The organism is Thiomonas sp. DCM-2 (genome assembly GCF_056820905.1).
This window is the reverse complement of sequence record NZ_CM165962.1, coordinates 1,489,881-1,508,775: the sequence shown is the minus strand read 5'-3', so window position 1 is coordinate 1,508,775 and position 18,895 is coordinate 1,489,881. Positions and strand designations below refer to the sequence as shown.

General features: G+C 66.6%; 18 protein-coding genes. 9 read left to right on the top strand and 9 right to left on the bottom strand.

All coding sequences use genetic code 11. The annotated features are described in order from the left end of the window. The first annotated feature begins 44 nt into the window (after positions 1–44). Positions 45–1,250: an amino acid aminotransferase gene (locus AC1ZQA_RS07275; RefSeq protein WP_482679131.1), complete on the top strand. Its 1,206-nt coding sequence runs from the start codon at positions 45–47 to the stop codon at positions 1,248–1,250. 141 nt (positions 1,251–1,391) lie between these two features. Here AC1ZQA_RS07275 and AC1ZQA_RS07270 read toward each other — a convergent pair whose 3' ends face one another. Continuing rightward, positions 1,392–1,751, bottom strand: a complete 360-nt coding sequence (locus tag AC1ZQA_RS07270) for a cytochrome c (RefSeq protein WP_482679130.1) — start codon at positions 1,749–1,751, stop codon at positions 1,392–1,394. A 13-nt stretch (positions 1,752–1,764) separates the two neighbouring features. Then, complete coding sequence (locus AC1ZQA_RS07265) at positions 1,765–3,006, bottom strand: molybdopterin-dependent oxidoreductase (protein ID WP_482679129.1); 1,242 nt, start codon at positions 3,004–3,006, stop codon at positions 1,765–1,767. Between the two features lie 504 nt (positions 3,007–3,510). On the opposite strand from AC1ZQA_RS07265, the gene AC1ZQA_RS07260 reads away from it, so the two are divergent. From AC1ZQA_RS07260 to queF, 3 genes are read left to right on the top strand one after another with little or no spacing between them, the layout of a single operon-like run. Then, positions 3,511–4,803 carry a polyhydroxyalkanoate depolymerase gene (locus tag AC1ZQA_RS07260; RefSeq protein ID WP_482679128.1) on the top strand — a complete coding sequence of 431 codons (1,293 nt, stop codon included), beginning with the start codon at positions 3,511–3,513 and terminating at the stop codon, positions 4,801–4,803. Positions 4,804–4,817: 14 nt separating this feature from the next. Further along, entirely contained in the window at positions 4,818–5,474 is a 657-nt protein-coding gene (gene rsxB, locus AC1ZQA_RS07255) for an electron transport complex subunit RsxB (protein ID WP_482679127.1), read from the top strand. A gap of 30 nt (positions 5,475–5,504) precedes the next feature. Continuing rightward, entirely contained in the window at positions 5,505–5,924 is a 420-nt protein-coding gene (gene queF, locus AC1ZQA_RS07250) for a preQ(1) synthase (protein WP_482679126.1), read from the top strand. Between the two features lie 10 nt (positions 5,925–5,934). Here queF and AC1ZQA_RS07245 read toward each other — a convergent pair whose 3' ends face one another. The 4 genes from AC1ZQA_RS07245 to dnaX all read right to left on the bottom strand — a co-directional run bounded on the left by AC1ZQA_RS07245 (position 5,935) and on the right by dnaX (position 9,951). Then, positions 5,935–7,029 carry an NHL repeat-containing protein gene (locus AC1ZQA_RS07245; RefSeq protein ID WP_482679125.1) on the bottom strand — a complete coding sequence of 365 codons (1,095 nt, stop codon included), beginning with the start codon at positions 7,027–7,029 and terminating at the stop codon, positions 5,935–5,937. Between the two features lie 84 nt (positions 7,030–7,113). Continuing rightward, positions 7,114–7,725 (bottom strand): recombination mediator RecR, encoded by a 612-nt coding sequence (recR, locus tag AC1ZQA_RS07240; RefSeq protein ID WP_482679124.1) that lies wholly within the window; start codon positions 7,723–7,725, stop codon positions 7,114–7,116. A 19-nt stretch (positions 7,726–7,744) separates the two neighbouring features. After that, the gene (locus AC1ZQA_RS07235) at positions 7,745–8,074 is read right to left on the bottom strand and encodes a YbaB/EbfC family nucleoid-associated protein (RefSeq protein WP_482679123.1); all 330 of its coding nucleotides are present in this window, start codon (positions 8,072–8,074) and stop codon (positions 7,745–7,747) included. A gap of 59 nt (positions 8,075–8,133) precedes the next feature. Beyond that, positions 8,134–9,951 carry a DNA polymerase III subunit gamma/tau gene (gene dnaX, locus AC1ZQA_RS07230; protein ID WP_482679122.1) on the bottom strand — a complete coding sequence of 606 codons (1,818 nt, stop codon included), beginning with the start codon at positions 9,949–9,951 and terminating at the stop codon, positions 8,134–8,136. 137 nt (positions 9,952–10,088) lie between these two features. Here dnaX and AC1ZQA_RS07225 point away from each other — a divergent pair, with 137 nt between their 5' ends. Both AC1ZQA_RS07225 and AC1ZQA_RS07220 read left to right on the top strand, forming a co-directional pair. Then, the gene (locus AC1ZQA_RS07225) at positions 10,089–11,474 is read left to right on the top strand and encodes a hypothetical protein (RefSeq protein WP_482679121.1); all 1,386 of its coding nucleotides are present in this window, start codon (positions 10,089–10,091) and stop codon (positions 11,472–11,474) included. 88 nt (positions 11,475–11,562) lie between these two features. Beyond that, positions 11,563–12,462 (top strand): alpha/beta hydrolase, encoded by a 900-nt coding sequence (locus AC1ZQA_RS07220; RefSeq protein ID WP_482679120.1) that lies wholly within the window; start codon positions 11,563–11,565, stop codon positions 12,460–12,462. 106 nt (positions 12,463–12,568) lie between these two features. Here AC1ZQA_RS07220 and AC1ZQA_RS07215 read toward each other — a convergent pair whose 3' ends face one another. Continuing rightward, on the bottom strand, positions 12,569–16,198 hold the full coding sequence (locus AC1ZQA_RS07215; protein ID WP_482679119.1) for a class I SAM-dependent DNA methyltransferase: 3,630 nt from the start codon (positions 16,196–16,198) through the stop codon (positions 12,569–12,571). A gap of 88 nt (positions 16,199–16,286) precedes the next feature. On the opposite strand from AC1ZQA_RS07215, the gene AC1ZQA_RS07210 reads away from it, so the two are divergent. The 3 genes from AC1ZQA_RS07210 to AC1ZQA_RS07200 all read left to right on the top strand — a co-directional run bounded on the left by AC1ZQA_RS07210 (position 16,287) and on the right by AC1ZQA_RS07200 (position 17,376). Next, a complete protein-coding gene (locus tag AC1ZQA_RS07210; protein WP_482679118.1) occupies positions 16,287–16,688 on the top strand; it encodes a hypothetical protein in 402 nt (133 codons plus the stop codon). Further along, positions 16,679–16,921 (top strand): hypothetical protein, encoded by a 243-nt coding sequence (locus tag AC1ZQA_RS07205; RefSeq protein WP_482679117.1) that lies wholly within the window; start codon positions 16,679–16,681, stop codon positions 16,919–16,921. Before AC1ZQA_RS07210 ends, AC1ZQA_RS07205 begins: the two co-directional genes overlap by 10 nt. A 95-nt stretch (positions 16,922–17,016) precedes the next feature. Beyond that, positions 17,017–17,376, top strand: coding sequence for a hypothetical protein (locus AC1ZQA_RS07200; RefSeq protein ID WP_482679116.1), 360 nt, complete (start codon positions 17,017–17,019; stop codon positions 17,374–17,376). Between the two features lie 28 nt (positions 17,377–17,404). On the opposite strand, the gene AC1ZQA_RS07195 is transcribed toward AC1ZQA_RS07200, so the two are convergent. Both AC1ZQA_RS07195 and AC1ZQA_RS07190 read right to left on the bottom strand, forming a co-directional pair. After that, positions 17,405–18,085, bottom strand: a complete 681-nt coding sequence (locus AC1ZQA_RS07195; RefSeq protein ID WP_482679115.1) for a 7-cyano-7-deazaguanine/7-aminomethyl-7-deazaguanine transporter — start codon at positions 18,083–18,085, stop codon at positions 17,405–17,407. Positions 18,086–18,207: 122 nt separating this feature from the next. Beyond that, positions 18,208–18,816, bottom strand: coding sequence for a hypothetical protein (locus AC1ZQA_RS07190; RefSeq protein WP_482679114.1), 609 nt, complete (start codon positions 18,814–18,816; stop codon positions 18,208–18,210). Between the last annotated feature and the right edge of the window lie 79 nt (positions 18,817–18,895).

Genomic DNA, 18,895 nt, shown 5'->3' with positions numbered 1-18,895 from the left:
GTCCCGCAAGCGCGGTTTTTCCGTCACCTCACCCCACATCTCCCATGACCCAGTCGCTTTTTTCCCGCGTGGAAATGGCCCCGCGCGATCCCATCCTCGGCCTGAACGAACAATTTGCCGCTGACCCCAACCCGAACAAGGTCAACCTGGGCATCGGCGTCTACACCGACGCCGACGGCAAGCTGCCGCTGCTGGCCTGCGTCAAAGCCGCCGAGGCGCAGATGATGCAGGCTCCGAAGCCGCGCGGCTACCTGCCGATCGACGGCATCGCCGCCTACGACAAGGCGGTGCAGGGGCTGGTGTTCGGTGCAGGCAGTGAGGCGGTCACCTCCGGCCGCGTTGCCACGGTGCAGGGCCTGGGCGGCACCGGCGGGCTGAAGGTGGGCGCGGACTTTCTCAAGCGCGTCAACCCGAACGCGCAGGTGCTGATCTCCGACCCGAGCTGGGAAAACCACCGCGCGCTGTTCGAGGCCGCAGGCTTCACGGTGGGCACTTACCCGTATTACGACGCCGCGAAACAGGGCGTGAACGTCGACGCCATGCTGGCCACGCTGAACGCAGCAAGCGCAGGCACCATCATCGTGCTGCACGCCTGCTGCCACAACCCCACCGGCTACGACCTCACCCCGGCGCAGTGGGATCAGGTGATCGCCACCCTCAAGGCGCGCGGCCTGGTGCCCTTCCTCGACATGGCCTATCAGGGCTTTGGCGAAGGCATCGCCGAAGACGGCGCCGTCATCCAGCAGTTCCTCACCTCCGGCATGGACTTCTTCGTCGCCACCTCGTTCTCCAAGAGCTTCTCGCTCTATGGCGAGCGCGTGGGCGCGCTCAGCGTGGTGTGCGCCAGCAAGGACGAAGCCGCCCGCGTGCTGTCGCAACTCAAGCGCGTGATCCGCAGCAACTACTCCAACCCGCCCACCCACGGCGCGCAGATCGTCGCCACCGTGCTCGGCTCGCCCGAACTGCGCGCCCAGTGGGAGCAAGAGCTTGCCGGCATGCGCGAGCGCATCCGCACCATGCGCTCCACCTTGGTGGACAAACTCACCGCCGCCGGGGTGAGGGGCGATCTGTCCTACATCACCCGGCAAAAAGGCATGTTCAGCTATTCGGGTCTGAACCCCGCGCAAATGGAACGCCTGCGCACCGAATTCGGTGTCTACGGCGTGTCCACCGGGCGGATCTGCGTTGCCGCGCTCAATCTGCACAACGTCGACTACGTCGCCAAGGCGATTGCCGCGGTGATGCAGTGATTCTGGTGGGTCGGGTTTGGATTGCTCGGTGCAGCGATGCCAGACCTGACCCCGCGCTCACCGACCCGACTTCGGCACTGTGAACCAGCGCACCACGCCAACCGCAGTGCTTGGCGCGGTGCGGTGCGCGAGTGAGCAGGCCTATTTTTTGCCTTTGATGCTGTCGAGGTAGTCGGCGATCACGCTGACCTGATCTTCCGGGATCGGCGCCTTGAAAATATTTTTCATTTTGTTCACCTCGACCAGCCACGCCGCTTTGGGCAGGTCAGGCTGGTTCATCACCATCCCGGCGGAATGGCACATCAGGCAATAGGTATTTGCGGCCTTGGCGCCGGTGCTGTCTCCGGGAAAGACCCGGCTGCTCGTTGGCAGTTGGACACTCTGGGTTTTGAGTGTCAATGCGCTGGCCGCTCCGGTCGGCAGGATGGTCAGGCCGATGGAGAGCAAGACCGCGGACAGCAGGCGGTGGCTTTGCGGAAGGCGTTGGTTGAACTTGGTCATGTCGATCTCCCGGTCAGACGGCAATCAGTTGTGTGGACTCGACCACATTGCGCATGAATCCGCCCGGATTCCAGTTGGGTGTCATCGGCTGTTGCAGTCCGTCGGTGTTGGTGCAGCGCACCAGCAGGGTCTGCTCACCTTTGGACAATTTGATGTGCGTGCTCCACTGCCGGAAGCTGTATTTGCCGTAGTCGCGGCCGAGCTGTGTCGGCGTCCAGGTCTTGCCGCCATCGAGCGAAACATCCACGGACCTGACGCCGGTGTCGCCGCCGAACGCGATGCCGCGCATGAGTTGCGGGCGCCCAGCGCCAACCTTGTCGCCGTTGGTCAGATTGGTCACGAACGAGCGCGGCACCATGCGGTTGATCGGGACGAATTTCACGTCCTTTTCACCCGGTGTCATATTGGCCTGGGGCCAGTTGTCCGGGATGGTGTAGGCCGGATGCATCCAGAAATTGGTGTCCTCCTGATCCAGCACGCGGATGTGCTGAAGCATCTTGGTCCAGTAGGTGGCATACCAGCCCGGAACCACCAGGCGGAACGGGAAGCCATTGAGCAAGGGCAGCGCCTGACCGTTCATTTCCCAGGCGATCATCACCTCGCCATCGCGCGCATGATCGACCGAGAGGGATTTTTTCAGGTTGGGCGCGGTAGGAATGACTGGGCGTTCAGAGCCCTCGAACTGCACCTGCACTGCGCCCGGCTTGACACCGGCGGCATCGAGCACATCCTTGAGCCGCACGCCGACCCAGCGTGCGTTGCCCATCGCGCCGTTGCTCCACTCACCGCCAGGGACACGCGGCTGAAAGAAACCGCGCGAATTGCCCGAGCACTGGTTGACCGCGGCCAGCTCGACATGCGGGAATCGCTTCATCAGGTCGAACACGGTGAACTCCAGGGTTTTGTCCACATGTCCGCTGATGCGCACTTTGTGCGTATGCGGGTTCATCGTCGTCGGGATGTCCGCCCAGTGCCAGCGCACATAGAACGCATCGACCGGCGTGAACACCCCCTTGTCATAGACCGACCAAGGCGTTTCCAGAAGCGGCGGCCGGGTGCGCTGCAGAATCATCTGCCCCTTGCCCGGGAATGCCGTGGTCAACCGCCGGGTGTCAGGACCGCCGGGAAGCGGCAATTCGACCGTCTCTGCAGCCAGCGCATGACGCGACAGCGCCAGCAGTCCCAGCCCGGTGGCCGTGGTTTGCAAAAATTGCCGGCGCGCACGCCGCTCATCTAGTAAAGGGTGTGGGGTCATCGCTCTTTCTCCTCGGTGTGGTCGGACCGCATGTCGCAGATGGTTGCGTCCGGTACCCGTTATAACCGGAGAAAAAGGCCCTGGAAAACAAAATCAATCTATTGATCTGATCGATTTTTTGGTTTTTTCAGGCAGCCACTTTCATTATGTTCAAATAACTATATCGAATTTTTAACCCATTGATTTAATGATGATTTTTTCATTTGTTGCATTTGTCTTTGCTTATATAACAAATAGCCGATGAAGAAAACTCGACCAATGCATGATGGACAACTTTTTTCAACGATCTTTTGTTACACATTTTTTAATTTATGACTCTTCCCAGTGGACGATTCTGCAGTCACGGACATTCATGGTCGTGCCTGCTTTCGCTCGGCCCTTCAGGCAGCCGCGCTGCGTGCCGTTGAACAGTCATGGCGTAGGCAGGGTGTATCCCCCTACTGCGCGTCGGTCCGGCGGAGACTAAGATTTGTGCATTGCAACAAGAACGAGTCGGAACCCATCATGGTGTATGACCTCTATGAAACCCAGCGCGCGCTGATGCGGCCGCTTGCCGACTTTGCCGAGGCGGCTGCGAAGTTCTACGCCCACCCGGTGTGGCCTGCGGTGCCGCACACGGTGACGCAGCGGGTCTCGGCCAGCTACGACCTGATGCATCGTCTGCTCAAGGATTACGAGAAGCCCGAGTTCGGCATCGATACAGTCCACATCGACGACAAGGCGGTGGCAGTGCAGCAGCAGGTGGTGATCGAAAAGCCGTTTTGCCGCCTGCTGCGGTTCAAGCGGTTTTCCGACGACGTGTCTCTGCTGGGCAAGCTCAAGGACGACCCGACCGTGCTCATCGTGGCCCCCCTGTCGGGCCACCATGCCACGCTGCTGCGCGACACGGTGCGCACCATGCTGCAGGATCACAAGGTGTTCATCACCGACTGGACCGACGCACGGATGGTGCCCACCGAGCGGGGCCGTTTCAGCCTGGATCACTATGTGGCCTACATCCGTGAGTTCATCGCAGCCATCGGCCCGGACGTGCATGTAATGTCGGTGTGTCAACCCACGGTGCCGGTGCTGGGCGCCATTTCGCTGATGGCCACCGCAGGCGAGATCGCGCCGCGCAGCATGATCATGATGGGCGGCCCCATCGACGCGCGCAAGTCGCCCACGGCGGTGAACAACCTGGCGATGAACAAGAGCTATGCCTGGTTCGAGAACAATGTGATCTACCGCGTGCCAGCGAACTATCCCGGCGCCGGGCGGCGCGTGTACCCCGGCTTTTTGCAGCACACCGGGTTTGTGGCGATGAATCCCGACCGGCATCTGTCGTCGCATTACGACTATTTTCTCGACCTGATCCGCGGCGACAACGACGACGCCGAGGCGCATCGCCGCTTCTACGACGAATACAACGCCGTGCTCGACATGGACGCCGATTACTACCTCGACACCATCAAGCTGGTGTTCCAGGACTTCGGCCTGGTCAACGGCACCTGGACGGTGGAGGGAAAGCCGGTGCGCCCGCAGGACATCCACCGCACGGCCTTGCTGACCATCGAGGGCGAACTTGACGACATTTCCGGCGCCGGGCAGACCGAGGCCGCGCACGATCTGTGCACGGGCATCGCCGAGGTCAGCCGCCAGCATTACGTTGCCGAGGGCGCGGGGCATTACGGGATTTTTGCCGGGCGGCGCTGGCGCGAAAAAATCTACCCGGTGGTGCGCGATTTCATCGCCGCGCACCCGCAAGGCGCTGCGGGCGACCCGCCGCGCAAGTCTGTGCGCTCGCGCACGCCGGCCTGATCAACCCCTCGCTCATGCCGAACGCACCGGGCGCGCTGGCCGCGCAAATCGATGCTCTGCTGCCGCAGACCCAATGCACCCGTTGCGGCTACCCGGATTGCGCCGCCTACGCGCAGGCGATCGCCTCGGGTGATGCCGAGATCAACCGCTGCCCGCCGGGCGGCGCCGAAGGCATTGCGCGGCTGGCCGCGCTGCTGCACCGCCCGGCAGCGCCGCTGGACCCAGAATGCGGCGCCGAAGGTCCCAGGCTGCTTGCGGTCATCGACCCGGCGCAGTGCATCGGCTGCACGCTGTGCATCCAGGCCTGCCCGGTGGACGCCATCGCGGGTGTGTCCAAGCGCATGCACACCGTCATTGCGCGCTGGTGCACGGGCTGCGCACTCTGTCTGCCACCCTGCCCTGTGGACTGCATCCGCATGGAACCGCTGCCAGATGCCGCCCTGGCCACCCAGACCGGCTGGAATGCCTGGACTGCGGCACAATCCACCGAGGCACGGCAGCGCTACAACCGTCATTTAGAGCGCCATCCACGCCAGCTCGCCCAGGCTGCTGCCGCCGAGCAGGCACAGACGGAACCGCCTGCTGCATCCGCGCCGTCTGCCGACCGCAAGGCGGCCTTGCTGCAAGCGGCACTGGAGCGCGCCCGGCGACGACAAGGCACCATCACATGACCCCAGAAACCTCCAGGATCTGACAACAACATGACGACAAAACCCAGCAAATCCCTGCAAACCTTCCCCAACCCTGCACCCGGGCGCGATTACCACATCCACATGCAGGTCCCCGAGTTCACCTGTCTCTGCCCGCTCACCGGCCAGCCGGACTTCGCCCGCTTCGACATCGATTTCATTCCCGACAAGAAGTGCGTCGAACTCAAGAGCCTGAAGCTCTACATGTGGAGCTACCGCGACGAGGGCGCCTTTCACGAGAAGGTCACCAACACCATCCTCGACGACCTGGTCAAGGCGATGTCGCCACGCTTTCTGCGCGTGACCGCGCGCTGGTATGTGCGCGGCGGCATCTATACCAATGTGGTGGTCGAGCACCGCAAGCGCGGCTGGAAACCGGCCCCGCGGATCGATCTGACGCAGTTCGACGCCGCCGACCCGACAGCGGGTTAGAAGCAGAAGCTCAGGTTTTGAGCGGCGTTGCCAGCTCAATGCGCAGGATGGCGTTCATTCCGGTGACCAGTACCGAGCCATCGGCCAGCGCCTGCACGCCGTAAGGCTGATGCAGCGTGCCCGGCAGGGCACCGGGTGTGACCTTCTCGCCCTCTCCGTTGCCCGCCAGCGTGCTCACCGTGCCGTCCGGGGCAATGCGGCGCACGCGGTTGTTGCCGGTATCTGCGACGATCAGGCTGCCATCGGGCGCAAACGACAGGGTTTGCGGGTGCAAAAACAGCGCCTGCGCAGCCTTGCCATCGGCAAAACCGCCCTTGCCCGGTTGACCGGCGAAGGTACTCACCTGGCCTGCCGGGGTGATTTTGCGGATCACGTTGTTGAAGTATTCGCTGACGAACACATTGCCCTGCGCGTCCAGCGCCAGGCCCACCGGGGTGTTGAACCGGGCCTGTGCGCCCGCGCCATCGCGCCAGCCGGTATCGCCCGCCAGGCCCGCCAGGGTGCTGACCACGCCTTTTGCGCTGATGCGACGCACCGTGCTGTTGTAGGCGTCGGCCACGTAGACCACGCCCTGCGCGTTGACCCCCAGCCCGACCGGGTGATTGAACCGCGCCTTGCTGCCGGGGCCGTCGGCAAAGCCCTCGACATCGATCTTTCCGGCCCAGGTGGTCACATTGCCGTCGCGACCGATGCGGCGCACCGTGTTGCTGCCCGAATCGCTGACGAACAGCGTGCCGTCCGCAGCCACTGCCACGCATTCCGGCGAGTAAAAGCGGGCCTGCAGCGCCGGGCCGTTGCGCGCGTCGCGCTGTTCCACCTGCCCGGCAACGATGCTGACCTGCCCGTCGATGCCCAGCTTGCGCACCACGCTATTGACATAGTCCGCGACGAACACATTGCCCTGCGCGTCGCGCGCCATGCCGCGCGGGTCGTGAAACCGGGCCTGGGCGAAGGTTCCAGCGTTGTACTCCCCCGGGCCGATGGCCCCGGCGTAGACCGAAAGTGTGCCGTCGACCTGGGCGGCCAGCGCGCGGGGCGTGAGAGAAAACAGGCCGCTGGACAGAGCCAGCGCCCCAGCGGATTGGATGAATTGGCGTCGCTGCATGATGGTTCAGGTGAGTGCGCTGGCGCGAGAGCGCGCGGGCGGGGTGGCAAATCCGGGAGCTTATTGCAACCGCGCGGGCGCTGCTCAGGTGCCGCGCCGGTCCACCAGCGCGCGGGCAATGGTGCCCAGATCGACATATTCCAGCTCGGCGCCAGCCGGCACGCCACGCGCCAGGCGGGTGACGCGCAGACCGCGCGGGCGCAGGGTCTCGGCGATGACATGCGCGGTGGCCTCGCCCTCGTTGGTGAAGTTGGTGGCCAGAATCACCTCGTCCACGACACCATCGAGGGCGCGGGCGATCAGGCGGTCCAGGCCGATTTCCCTTGGCCCCAGGCCATCGAGCGGGCTGATGCGGCCCATCAGCACGAAATACAGGCCGCGGTAGGTCAGCGTCTGTTCCACCGCGGCCAGGTCAGCCGGGCCTTCGACCACGCAGAGCTGACGCGCATCGCGGCGCGGGTCGGCGCAGATGCTGCACACCGTGTCTTCGGTCAGGGTGTTGCACCGGGTGCAGCGTTGCACCGCGCCCAGTGCTGCATCGAGCGCCCGGGCGATGTGCAGCGCGGCCTCGCGGTCATGCTCCAGCAGGTGATAGGCCATGCGCGACGCCGACTTCGGGCCGACGCCGGGCAACCGCCGCAGCGCATCGATCAGCGCGTCCAGCGCCGGAACATGACCGGGAGCGGCCTCAGCCATGGGCTGTCTGCAGCGCCGGTCAGAACGGCAGTTTCATGCCGGGCGGCAGCGGCATGCCCGCGGTGGCGGCAGCCATTTTTTCCTGCGTGGTGGCTTCAGCCTTGCGCACGGCGTCGTTGAACGCAGCGGCCACCAGATCCTCGAGCATGTCGCGGTCTTCGGCGACCAGGCTGGGGTCGATGCTCACGCGCTTGACGCCGTACTTGCAGGTCATCAGCACCTTCACCAGTCCGGCGCCGGACTGGCCTTCGACCTCGATGGTGGCGAGCTCGTCCTGCACACGCTTGAGGTTGTCCTGCATCATCTGCGCCTGCTTCATCAGGCCGGAGAGTTGTCCTTTGTTGAACATGGGGTGTCCTTGGGTTGTGAGATGAAATGGCCGCCTGCGCGGCACTGCCGCATTGTCGGTCAGGCGGATGACGCCTGCGCCGTGGGCGGCAGGGGCTTGAGGCTGCCGGGAACGATTTGTGCGCCCAGATCCTGGATGAGTTGCTGCACCAGCGGGTCGCTGCGGATGGCGGTCTCGGCGTCGGCCTGCGCCTGGGCCTTGGCACGGAGATCGCGCTGGGTGGCGCTGTCGGTCACGTCGCCGGTTTCGACGCGCAGGGTCACGTCGCGTCCCAGCGCGGCGCGCACGGCAGCCTGCAGCTTGTCGAGCGCACCGGCGCGAGTGAGTTGCTCATTGGGCGCGCGCAGCAACCAGGCGTCGCCCTCGATCGCGCGCAGCTCGCTCTGCTGCGCCAGCGCGCGCGGCAGACCGGCCGGCAGTTCCAGCCGCTGCACCAGCGCGGGCCAGTCGGTGTCCGGCGTGATGTGCACCGGGGCGCTGGTGGAGGCGGGCTGTGCGGCCTCTGCGTCGGCCTGCACAGCCTCTTTGGGCTCCACGCGCGGCTCATCGTCGGCTGCGGGCAGCTCCTGCGCTGCAAGGCTGGACGCTGGTGGCTTGAGCGGGGCGCTGCGCACCGCGGCATCGCGTGGCATGGTCTCTGCCGCAGTCTGCACCTGGGCGGGCGAGGCAGCGACCGGTGCGGCAGCGGGCTCGGCGGCTGGCGCTGCTCTGCCCTGCTGCAGCGGCACCGCATCTGCGCGGGGCAGCGCAATGCCGCCCGGCGGCAGGCTGCCCGCGACCACCGGCGCGAACGCCAGCAGGCGCAGCAGGGTCATCGTGAAGCCGGTGCGGTCATCAGGCGCGAGGGACAGCTCGTTGCGCCCGTGCAGCACCGTGGTGTAGGCCAGCTGCACCAGCTCGGGGCTGAGCTGCGCCGCGAGCTGGGCCAGCGCCTCGTGCTGCGGATCATCGGCATCTGCCGCCTGCGGCACGAGCTGCAGCAGCGCGATGGTCTGCAGCAGTGCGGCCAGTTCCTCCAGCGCAGCGCCGAAGGACAGGCTGCGCGCCTCCAGCGCGTCGGTCTGCGCGATCAGCGCCACCCCGTCCTGCGCGGCCAGCGCCTGCAGGATGTGCAGCAGATCGCTGCGATCGACCGTGCCCAGCATCTGTTGTACCGCGGCGGTCTCCACCCGCCCGGCGCAGTACGCCAGCGCCTGGTCGGTGAGCGACAGCGCGTCGCGCATCGAGCCATGCGCGGCGCGGGCGATCAGCCGCAGCGCGGCCTCGTCCGCCGGCACGCCTTCGGCCTGCAGGACCTCTTGCAGATGACTGACGATGGCAGACGGCATCATCGGCTTGAGGTTGAACTGCAGGCAGCGCGACAGCACGGTCACCGGCACCTTCTGCGGATCGGTGGTGGCGAGCACGAACTTCACATAGTCCGGTGGCTCCTCCAGCGTCTTGAGCATGGCGTTGAAGGCGTGGTTGGACAGCATGTGCACTTCGTCGATCATGTAGACCTTGTAGCGCCCGGCAGTCGGCTTGTAGACCGCCTGTTCGAGCAGCGTGGTCATGTCCTCCACCCCCCGGTTGGACGCGGCATCGAGTTCGATGTAATCGACAAAGCGCCCGGCGTCGATCTCGGTACATGCCGGGCAGACGCCGCAGGGCTGGCTGGTCACCCCGCCCTGCCCGTCTGGGCCCGTGCAGTTGAGCGCCTTGGCCAGAATGCGCGACACCGTGGTCTTGCCCACCCCGCGCGTGCCGGTAAACAGATAGGCGTGATGCAGGCGATTGTGGTCGAGCGCATGGGTCAGCGCCCGCACCACATGATCCTGCCCCACGAGCGAGGCAAACGATTTGGGGCGCCACTTGCGCGCCAGCGCGACGGAGGTCATGGGCAGGATTCTATGGAGACTGCGCCACGCGGTCTCGCTCGGCGCCGGTTTCGTGGAACCACGCGGTCAGCTTATCCGCATGCAGTCCGATTGTTTCTTTTTGTAACATTTGCAACGTTATAACTTTGTTAGACGTGATGCAAAAACCTCTTTCCCACCGCAAAACGCTGATCGCCCTGTTCCTTGCCTCCTCGACATCCGCAGGGATGTGCGCTGCTGTCGAGCAGCCCGCGCTGCGTATCGAACCGTTCGCCATTGTCGGCGGCGTCGCCTATGACGACTCGGCGCAAGGTCGCGGCGCTGGTGACATCCAGAATGCCAATGGCATTTTCAACGTGCATTCCGATGCCGGGGGCGCACACAGCCACGGCGGCGACTTCCGCCGTGGCCTGAATCTGCAGACACTCGAAGCCGGACTGCACGCGCACGCGCCGGGCTGGGGCGAGGCAGGATTGCGGCTGACCAGCGACGCCCATGCCGTCGAACTCGAAGAAGCCTGGCTGCGCAGCCGCGTGCTGCCCGGCGGTGTGCAGGCGCAGGGCGGGCGGTTTTTCAGCGCCATCGGTCTGCAGAACACCCTGCACCCGCACGCCTGGGCATTCGTCGATCAGGCCCTGCCCTATCAAATGCTGCTGGCAGGTGGTCTGCGCGGCGACGGCCTGCAACTCAACTGGCTTGCGCCGCAGGCCGGTGCCTGGCACCTGCGGCTGGGCGCCGAGGCCCTGCAGTCCGACAACGCCGGCGTGGCGGCGCAGACCGGCAAGGTGACCGGCTACCGCACCACCAGCGGCAAGACCGTGGACATTCCGATGGGCGACAGCGCCCGCTTCCCGCACGTGTGGACCGCCTACGCCAAGGCAGACTGGGCATTCGCCGAGGGTCAGACGCTGTTCGGCGGTCTGGCCACCATCCGGGGCCGTCAACATCAGGAACTGCACACCTACCACCCCGGCATCAACGACGCCGATCATGCACTGCAAGGCAGCAGCCGCACCGACGTGATCTCGCTGGGCTGGCAGCGCGAGAGCGCGGGCGAACACGGCGCGGGCGACCTGCAGATCACCGGCGAATACTTCCGGCAGACCAAGGACCTGCTGCTCACCTACCACGACACCAAGCCGTGGAATATCGGCATGCCGCGTCAACTGCGCATCGACGGCTACGTGCTGCAGGCGCTGTATGGCGTGGCGCCGCGCTGGCAGCTCGGCGTGCGTTTCGACAGCGCGGGCAATGTGCATGAAGCTCTGCGCAGCGCATCCCCAGTGTTTTGCGCACCGCCCTATCAAACCCTGCGTTGCCCACGGCAGAACAGCGCCTTCGAGGCCCTGCAGCGTGCCAGCCTCGTGGCCACCTGGAACCTGGACCCGCATCAACGCCTGCGCCTGCAGATGTTCCGCGCTCACGTGCCAGTGGCTGAAGACATCAACGGCGATGGCCGATATGACGCGGTGCGCAAGCGCTTCAATCAGATCTTCCTGCAGTATCAGATCAGCTTCGGCGGCGCACACGACCATGCACACTGACTTGCTGACAGACGCCCCCTGATGAATCCAGAATGTCCGGCGGTTCGTAGGTTGGAGGCAAGCCCATCGACCCTCACCCCGCTCCGCCATGCCCCTTGCCCAAGCTGCGCGCCTGTCCACCCGCCTGTTCCTGGCCACCCTCGCCCCGCTGCTGGCTGCCTGCTCGCCGGTGGTGATGATCGACCGCCTCACCCCGACCGACACCTATGTCTTCCGCGGCGACATTGCCTACGGCCCAGCAGCGCGGCAGCGGCTCGACATCTACCGGCCACGCGCAGCTGCGGGCAGCACACCCCAGCCAGGCGGCGCGCCGGTGGTGGTGTTTTTCTACGGCGGCAGCTGGAGCAGCGGCGACCGTGGCATGTACCGTTTCGTTGGCGAGGCGCTGGCCGCGCGCGGCATCGTCACCGTGATCGCGGATTACCGGCTCTACCCCGCGGTGCGCTATCCCGACTTTCTGCAAGACTGCGCCCGCGCGGTGGCCTGGACGGTGCAGCATGCGGCGCAGTTTGGCGGCAACCCGCGCCAGCTCTACCTCATGGGCCACAGCGCCGGCGCCTACAACGCCGCCATGCTGGCGCTCGATCCGCGCTGGCTGCACGCCGTGGGGCTGCACCGCACCGACCTGGCCGGATGGATCGGGTTGGCCGGGCCGTACGACTTTCTGCCCATCACCGACCGCGCCGTGCAGCCGGTCTTCCACGATCCAGACTATCCCCCGGACTGCATGCCCATCGACTTCGTTGGTCACGGCCACCTGCCACGCACCTTTCTTGGGGCGGCGCGGGCAGACAGCCTGGTCAACCCGCAGCGCAACACCGTGCAACTCGCGGACAAACTTCGGGCCGACGGCGCGCAAGTCACCCTGGATCTTTACACCGGCGTCAACCACCAGACCCTGATCGGCAGCTTTGCCCTGCCGCTGCGCTGGATGTCGCCGGTGCTGGACGACGTGGTGCGCTTCGTGCAGGAGGGGCAGGCCACATGAGCCGCCGCCCTGCCCCAGCCGCACCCACAGCCGCGAACAGTCGAGCGACACGTTGCAGGGCCGAGGGCGATGTGGTGCGTCTCGGCGTGAATTGTGTGCAGCGGATTCAGCCCCGCCAGCCTGCCGCCTCGCGGCGGGCGCGGCCCAGCGCGGCCAGGGTGTCGAGGATGCGCGGCAGGCTTTTTTTCCACGCGCCGCGGCCTTTGAAGTGCGCGGCGATGGCGGCTTCGGGCAGCGGCTGGGCGCTGGCGGCAAGCAGATCGGCCACCGCGCGCATCTGCTCGGGCAGGGTGGCGGGCCAGGGCTGGGCGCTCGGCGCGGCGGCGGGCGCTGCGGCGGGCTGCGGCGGGCGGGTTGCGGTGTCGATGTCCAGCGCGGCCTGCGCGGGCAAGGCGGCCTGCGGGTTCTGCAGCGCCGGGCGCAGCCAGCGCACGGTGCCTGCGGCCTCCTCGGCGGCGCGGGCGTGGTTGAGCGCGAGCAGCCGGGTGAGGAGTTCGGCGCGGGCGGCGGTGGATTGCGGCGGCTCGCCGGGCGCTGCGGCGGGGTCGGGAAGCGGGGCCAGGTCGGCCCAACCGTACGCGGCGAGCACCGCGGCGTCGAGTTCGTCGTGCAGCTCGCGCAGCACGGCGACCAGCCCGTGGGTGTGGACGGTACGCTCCTTGGCGCTGAGCGCGCGGCCGGCGCGCAGCGCGGCGAGTACGTTGTACAGCGCGGTGAGGGTGAGCGTTTCCGGGTGTTGTGCGAGCACGCGTTTGCGGTGCGCGTCGATCTGCTCGGCCAGCTCGGCGATGCGCTGGCGCAGCTCGGGGCTCAGCCCGGTGTCGGCGTCGGGAAACGGGAAGGTCTCGAAGCAGCGGGTTTTGACATAGACCGGATCGTTGCCAACCCCGAGCCAGCCACCAGTGCCCAGCGCCCAGGCGATATGCACGCTGCTTGCGAGCACGCCGAGGTGGAAGGCGTCGTCGAGGGCGATGGCGATCAGCTTGTTGTCGGGCAGGATCGCGGCGTCGAGGAACTGGAAGGTGCGGTGCTTGGCGGTTTCGACCGTGGCGATATAGCGCGGCAAGCCGGCGAGCGCCTTGCGCAGTTCGCGGCGCGGCTCGCCGAAAATCCACCAGTTGTCGCGGTAGCTGGCGCGCTGGTTCTGATCGCGCTCGGGCTTGACGCGGTCGAGCAGCCATTGATAGACCGCCGGGTAGCGGCTGCGCACCTGCTCGGCGGTGAGGCCGAACAGGTCGATCACCATCACGCCGCGCGGGGTGTCGGTGAGGTCGCGGCCGTTGCGGTAGGGGCGCACCACCTCCCCCTCCCAACCTCCCCCACCCGTGGGGGAGGAGAGAACAGCGCCCGGCGCCGGGGCGGGCACCTCCGCCGAGGCCTGCCAGGCTCCCTCCCCACGAGTGGGGAGGGTTGGGGTGGGGAGCAGCGCGGCAGCCTGCCCGGGGGTGACGATGAAACCGGCGCCAAACAATTGAACGCCTCGGTTGCTCAACCCGAGATTGGCCCGGAGCGCCCGCGCCGTGAGCAAATTCGGCCCCACGGTCAGATCGGCGTGGATCAGACCGATGCGCTCGGTGACGTCGACGCGCATTTCGCCGTGCTCGCCGGGAGTTTCGGCCACGACGGTGGCCAGCCGCCCTTCGCCCTGCCCGGCGGCGGCAACCGTCATCGCGATGCGCACCGCAGCGCCGCTGGCGCTGTCCACCCAGGGGTGGTCGGGGATGGCGTATTGCAGGGACAGCCCGGAGTCGAGCGCGGCCTGCACCACGCGGCGGTTGAACGTCTGCCGCAGGCTGTTGGTGGTGATGAAGCCAAAGCGCCGCGCCCCGCCGGCGGTGGCCAGGCGCGCCGCGGCGTGCCACCAGTACATGACGAAGTCGGCGCTTTCGGGAACGTCGCTCCAGACGCGGCGCAGCGCGTCCACATAGCCGTCGCCGAGCGCGGCGCGCATCGCCGCAGCGCCGATGAACGGCGGATTGCCGATGATGACCTCGGCCTGCGGCCACTCGGCGCGGCGCGGCTGCAGGTATTCCCACTGCGGCACTTGCGCCGCGGGGTCGGGAACGAGCTCGCCGGTGGTGGGATGGGGGATGTAGCTGCGGCCATCCCAGCGGGTGCGCAACTGGCCGTTGGCGTCGCGCGCGGGGCGCTGCTCGGCCCAGGCGAGCACGGCGTCGCGGCACTGGATGTTGCCGTAGTCGTGCACCACGGGCTCGGACACGGCGCGGTTGCCGCGGGTGCGGATGTGCCATTGCAGATACCCGATCCACAGCACGAGTTCGGCCAGCGCCGCAGCGTGCGCGTTGACCTCGATGCCGAGCAGCTGCGCCGGGGTGACGGTCTCGCCTTCGAGCGCGAGGCTGTCTTGCGTCTGGCCGAGTTCGGCGAGCTGGTTGAGCACTTCGCCTTCGAGGCGCTTCAAGTGTTCGAGGGTGACGTAGAGAAAATTTCCGCTGCCGCATGCCGGGTCGAGCACGCGCAGGGCGCACAGGCGGTGGTGAAAGCGGCGCAGTTCGGCGCGGGCTTCGTCCATCTTGGCGTCGCGCGCGCGGCCTTCGAGTTCGGCGGCCTCTTGCGCGCGCATGAGGGCTGCGGCCTGCGCATCGCTCCATTCGGCGCGCAGCGGGGCGATCACCGTAGGCAGCACCAGACGCTCGACGTAAGCGCGCGGGGTGTAGTGCGCGCCCAGCGCGTGGCGCTCTGCGGGGTCGAGCGCGCGCTCGAGCAGGGTGCCGAAAATCGCCGGTTCGACCTCGCGCCAGTTGGCGCGGGCTGCGGCCAGCAGCAGATCGACCTGCGCGCGGGTCAGCGGCAGCGAGTAGGCGTCGTCGCCCGCGCCCTTGAACAGCTTGCCGTTGAAGCGCAGCACGGTGTGCGCCAGCGCAACCGAAAATCCGCCGCGGTCCATGTCGGCCCACAGCGCGGCGAGCATGCGCTGGAGTGTCGCGGGGTCGTCGCGGTGGCGTTCGAGCAGCGCGACAAAGCCGCCCTGATCGCCGCTGGCGGGTAGCAGCCCGACATCCTCGGCGAACATGGAAAACAGGCAGCGGGTGAGGTAGGCGGCCACCTGCTGCGGCGCGTGGCCGCTGGCCTCCAGACTGCGGGCCAGCTCGGCCAGGCGGGCCGCGACCTCGCGGGTGACGCGGGCGCTGGCGCGGGCGGGGTCGAGGCTGAGCGGGTCGAGCCAGATGCGGCGCAGCGTGTCGCGCACCTCGGCGCGGGCGAGGTCGGCCAGGCGGATGCGGTGGCTGCGCGGATCGGGGAACGGGGTGTAGGTCGCGCCGCTGCGGGTGAACTCGGCGTAGACCTCGATCACCTGCCCGACATCGACCACGAGCAGGAACGGCGGGCGGCCGCCGGCGGCGATCTCGGCGGGTTCGAGCGCGCGGGCGTAGTTCTCGGCCTGCGCGCGGGCGCGCAGCATGGCGTCGTCGAAGCGCCGGGTGTCGCTCGCGGCGCGCAGCTTCTTGGCTTCGAGCACGAAGCAGCCGCGGCGGTAGCAGTCGATGCGCCCCGGGCTGGTGCTGCCGTCGCCGTGACGGAAGGTGACCGGGCGCTCGAACATGTAGTCCTGCTCGGGCGTGGGGTGCGGCGCGGGCAGATCGAGCAGCTCGCACAGCTCGCGCACGAAGCTCTGCGCGGTGGACAGCTCGGAAGCGGCCACCCCGCTCCAGCGGGAGATGAACGCGGCGGCGCGGGGGTCGGAGGGGTGAGGGGCGTTGGAATCGGCAATCATGGCGTTGGGTGCTCGACCGTGATGGTAGAGGCGCGACACGCCCCGCCCCGCACGTTCAAGCGAAACGGCCCGCTGACTCGCTGCGCATTTGTCCTCGGCGATGTGGGCTCGTTCTGGACGGCTGGATGAAGCCGACTTGCGGCAGCGCGACGGGCCGCTGGTTTGGATGCAAAATGAGCTGATGGACAGCAAACTTGATCTTGCGGTGGGCCACCTCAACGCGGCAGTTGGCCCGGTGGTCCGCGCTGAGGATCTGAGGCGGGCACTGCGTGATGGCAGCGTGGCGCATGTGGCGAGCGGCCAGCGCACGGCACTGGTTCGTGGATTGCTGCACAGCCTGTTTATCGAGATCGAGCCCGCGCTGATCTTGAGTTGCGCGCGTGAAGCGCAATCAGACTGGCAACATGCGCACAGGCTTTACTCTGAAGCCGTGGCAGGCGGCATGCCGCGCGTCAAGGCCTGGGAACAATTGGTCGCGCAATGGACATGACGACACTGAGCGACGTGTTGCAATTCAAGAAAAGCGGCTCCTGGCGTGGGCTTGTCCGTGTCGCGTTCGAGATGGTGAGGGATGCAGAGCAACGTGCTGGCGTTGCGATGCACCCCAAACTGGGCGGTGGAACAAGGCTGATGCTCGCCTTCGACCATCGCATCGGATCAGTGACGACATCGATCTGTTCATTCGCGATCCGCAGTGGATCGGCTATCTCACTCCACGACTGAATGATCGTTTCGAGTCGCTCGCAAGAGGGTATGAAGAATCGGCCAGCTCGCTCAAATTGCGATTGCCGGACGGGGAGATCGATTTCATCGTGAGCATGTCCTTACTGGGTTTGCCAGATGAGCGCGCAGCCGATGTGCCCTTCGCGCTCGAGCCGGTGGATGAAGTGCTCGCCAAAAAATTGTTCTATCGCGGCTGGGCCTTGACCCCACGCGATCTGTTTGACTGGCGGACGGTGGTTCAACACGGCTCCCCTGGGCTTGTGGGCCAGCGGATGGCCGGGCTTCTTGTCGGCGGCCGTCTGGCGGCGATCCGGGATGCGCTGCTTTCCATGAAGGCATCAAGGGCGGCGGCTGCATGGGAGGCGATTCGCGCCCCCGACAAACCCGCGCTGGGGGAGTCGATCGGGTGGGCGTTGACCGAGATCGAGGGTTACGCGCGACCGGCTTGCGCGTAGCGACGGCAGGCCGGGCTGGAGACTGCAGTCAAGCCGCCGCAGCGCGCATCCTCCCGTGCGCCAGCCAGCGTTGCACCGCGGCCAGCAGCAGGCCGTAAAGCGGCAGGATGCCGAGCGCGGCCATGATGAGCTTGACCGCGTAGTCCACGAGCGCGATTTCGACCCAGTGCGCGGCCATGAACGGATCGCTGCTGGCGTAGAAGGCGATGGAGAAGAACAGCACGCTGTCGACCAGATTGCCGAGCACGCTCGCCGCTGCGGGCGCCAGCCACCAGTGGCGGCTTCCGGCCAGCGTGGCGCGCAGCCGCGAGAACACGGTGATGTCGAGCATCTGCCCGACGGCATACGCGATGAAGCTGCCCAGGGCGATGCGAAACACGAACGGGTTGAACCCGGAGAGCGCCGCCCAGCCGGCGAACGCGCCGTCGTGAAACAGCACCGAGATGACGTACGAGAGCGCAAGCGCCGGCAGCATCACCCTGCGCACCACGCGCCGCGCCGCGCCGGGGCCGAGCAGCCGCGCGGTGAGGTCGGTGGCCACATAGACCAGCGGGAAGCTGAATGCGCCCCAGGTGGTGTGCAGGCCAAGGAGGGTGACCGGAAATTGCACCAGAAAGTTGCTGGCGATGATGATGGTGACGTGCAGCGCGGCCAGGGCGGCGACGATGCCGCGCTGACGCGCGGCGCTCAGGTGGAGCGTGGACAACATGGATGACCTTTTTGGTTGAGCGGCGGGTAAGGGAACCACCGGGCGACAGACCACGCGGCCGCAGTCTGTCAGACAGAGAAAGTCACAATTTTACGGCAGCGGCATGCCACTGCTGGCGCCGATCAATACCGCCCGAGCACCGACTGCCCAAAGCCCTGCAGCGGCCCGAGGGGATTGCGGGTGGTTTCCACCTCGGAAATTTCAGGCTGCCCACCCCAGAGCTTGTAGACAACGCGGTCGTTCACCACGAGCAACAGCATGTTGAAACGCCAGCCGGTGGTCACGGTTTCGCGGCGGAAGTCGAGAAAGTCGAGCCAGAAATTGCCCACCCGCTTGCGGTCGATGTGGCGCTGGTCGATCTCGTAGCCCCGACAGGCCGTCTGCGCCTGCATGCAATCACGGATGCCTGGGTCGAGTGCGATGTCGTTGCTGGATGGCGGCAGCAGCCGCCGCACGAGATCGGCGTAGTTCAGGATCGTGATGTTGGGCGTGGTCAGCGGGTCGATGCCCTGTTCGCGCAACTGCGCGGTGGTGGTGACATAAGGCTGGATGCGCTCATACGCGGCATGCGCCTGGTTGAAGTCGCTCCAGGGTTTGCTGGTCTGCGCCGCGCCGCGCGGCAGCAGGGAGGCGCAGCCGCCAAGGGCCACAGCCAGACACAGGCTGGTCAGTCCGACGAGGCAGCGCCGGACTGGGTGCGGTTCAAGGCGATGACGGAATGCTCGGCTCATGTGGTGAGTGTATGTCGGGGCGCCCTTAAAATCGTCTGCTTTGCGTCAAGACACACGGTGTGCCGCACCCGACGCCAGG

Coding starts and splice junctions, on each gene's coding strand:
- AC1ZQA_RS07275 (WP_482679131.1), top strand. CDS start 45: ATGACCCAGTCGCTTTTTTCCCGCGTGGAAATGGCCCCGCGCGATCCC.
- AC1ZQA_RS07270 (WP_482679130.1), bottom strand. CDS start 1,751: ATGACCAAGTTCAACCAACGCCTTCCGCAAAGCCACCGCCTGCTGTCC.
- AC1ZQA_RS07265 (WP_482679129.1), bottom strand. CDS start 3,006: ATGACCCCACACCCTTTACTAGATGAGCGGCGTGCGCGCCGGCAATTT.
- AC1ZQA_RS07260 (WP_482679128.1), top strand. CDS start 3,511: ATGGTGTATGACCTCTATGAAACCCAGCGCGCGCTGATGCGGCCGCTT.
- rsxB (WP_482679127.1), top strand. CDS start 4,818: ATGCCGAACGCACCGGGCGCGCTGGCCGCGCAAATCGATGCTCTGCTG.
- queF (WP_482679126.1), top strand. CDS start 5,505: ATGACGACAAAACCCAGCAAATCCCTGCAAACCTTCCCCAACCCTGCA.
- AC1ZQA_RS07245 (WP_482679125.1), bottom strand. CDS start 7,029: ATGCAGCGACGCCAATTCATCCAATCCGCTGGGGCGCTGGCTCTGTCC.
- recR (WP_482679124.1), bottom strand. CDS start 7,725: ATGGCTGAGGCCGCTCCCGGTCATGTTCCGGCGCTGGACGCGCTGATC.
- AC1ZQA_RS07235 (WP_482679123.1), bottom strand. CDS start 8,074: ATGTTCAACAAAGGACAACTCTCCGGCCTGATGAAGCAGGCGCAGATG.
- dnaX (WP_482679122.1), bottom strand. CDS start 9,951: ATGACCTCCGTCGCGCTGGCGCGCAAGTGGCGCCCCAAATCGTTTGCC.
- AC1ZQA_RS07225 (WP_482679121.1), top strand. CDS start 10,089: ATGCAAAAACCTCTTTCCCACCGCAAAACGCTGATCGCCCTGTTCCTT.
- AC1ZQA_RS07220 (WP_482679120.1), top strand. CDS start 11,563: ATGCCCCTTGCCCAAGCTGCGCGCCTGTCCACCCGCCTGTTCCTGGCC.
- AC1ZQA_RS07215 (WP_482679119.1), bottom strand. CDS start 16,198: ATGATTGCCGATTCCAACGCCCCTCACCCCTCCGACCCCCGCGCCGCC.
- AC1ZQA_RS07205 (WP_482679117.1), top strand. CDS start 16,679: ATGGACATGACGACACTGAGCGACGTGTTGCAATTCAAGAAAAGCGGC.
- AC1ZQA_RS07200 (WP_482679116.1), top strand. CDS start 17,017: ATGTCCTTACTGGGTTTGCCAGATGAGCGCGCAGCCGATGTGCCCTTC.
- AC1ZQA_RS07195 (WP_482679115.1), bottom strand. CDS start 18,085: ATGTTGTCCACGCTCCACCTGAGCGCCGCGCGTCAGCGCGGCATCGTC.
- AC1ZQA_RS07190 (WP_482679114.1), bottom strand. CDS start 18,816: ATGAGCCGAGCATTCCGTCATCGCCTTGAACCGCACCCAGTCCGGCGC.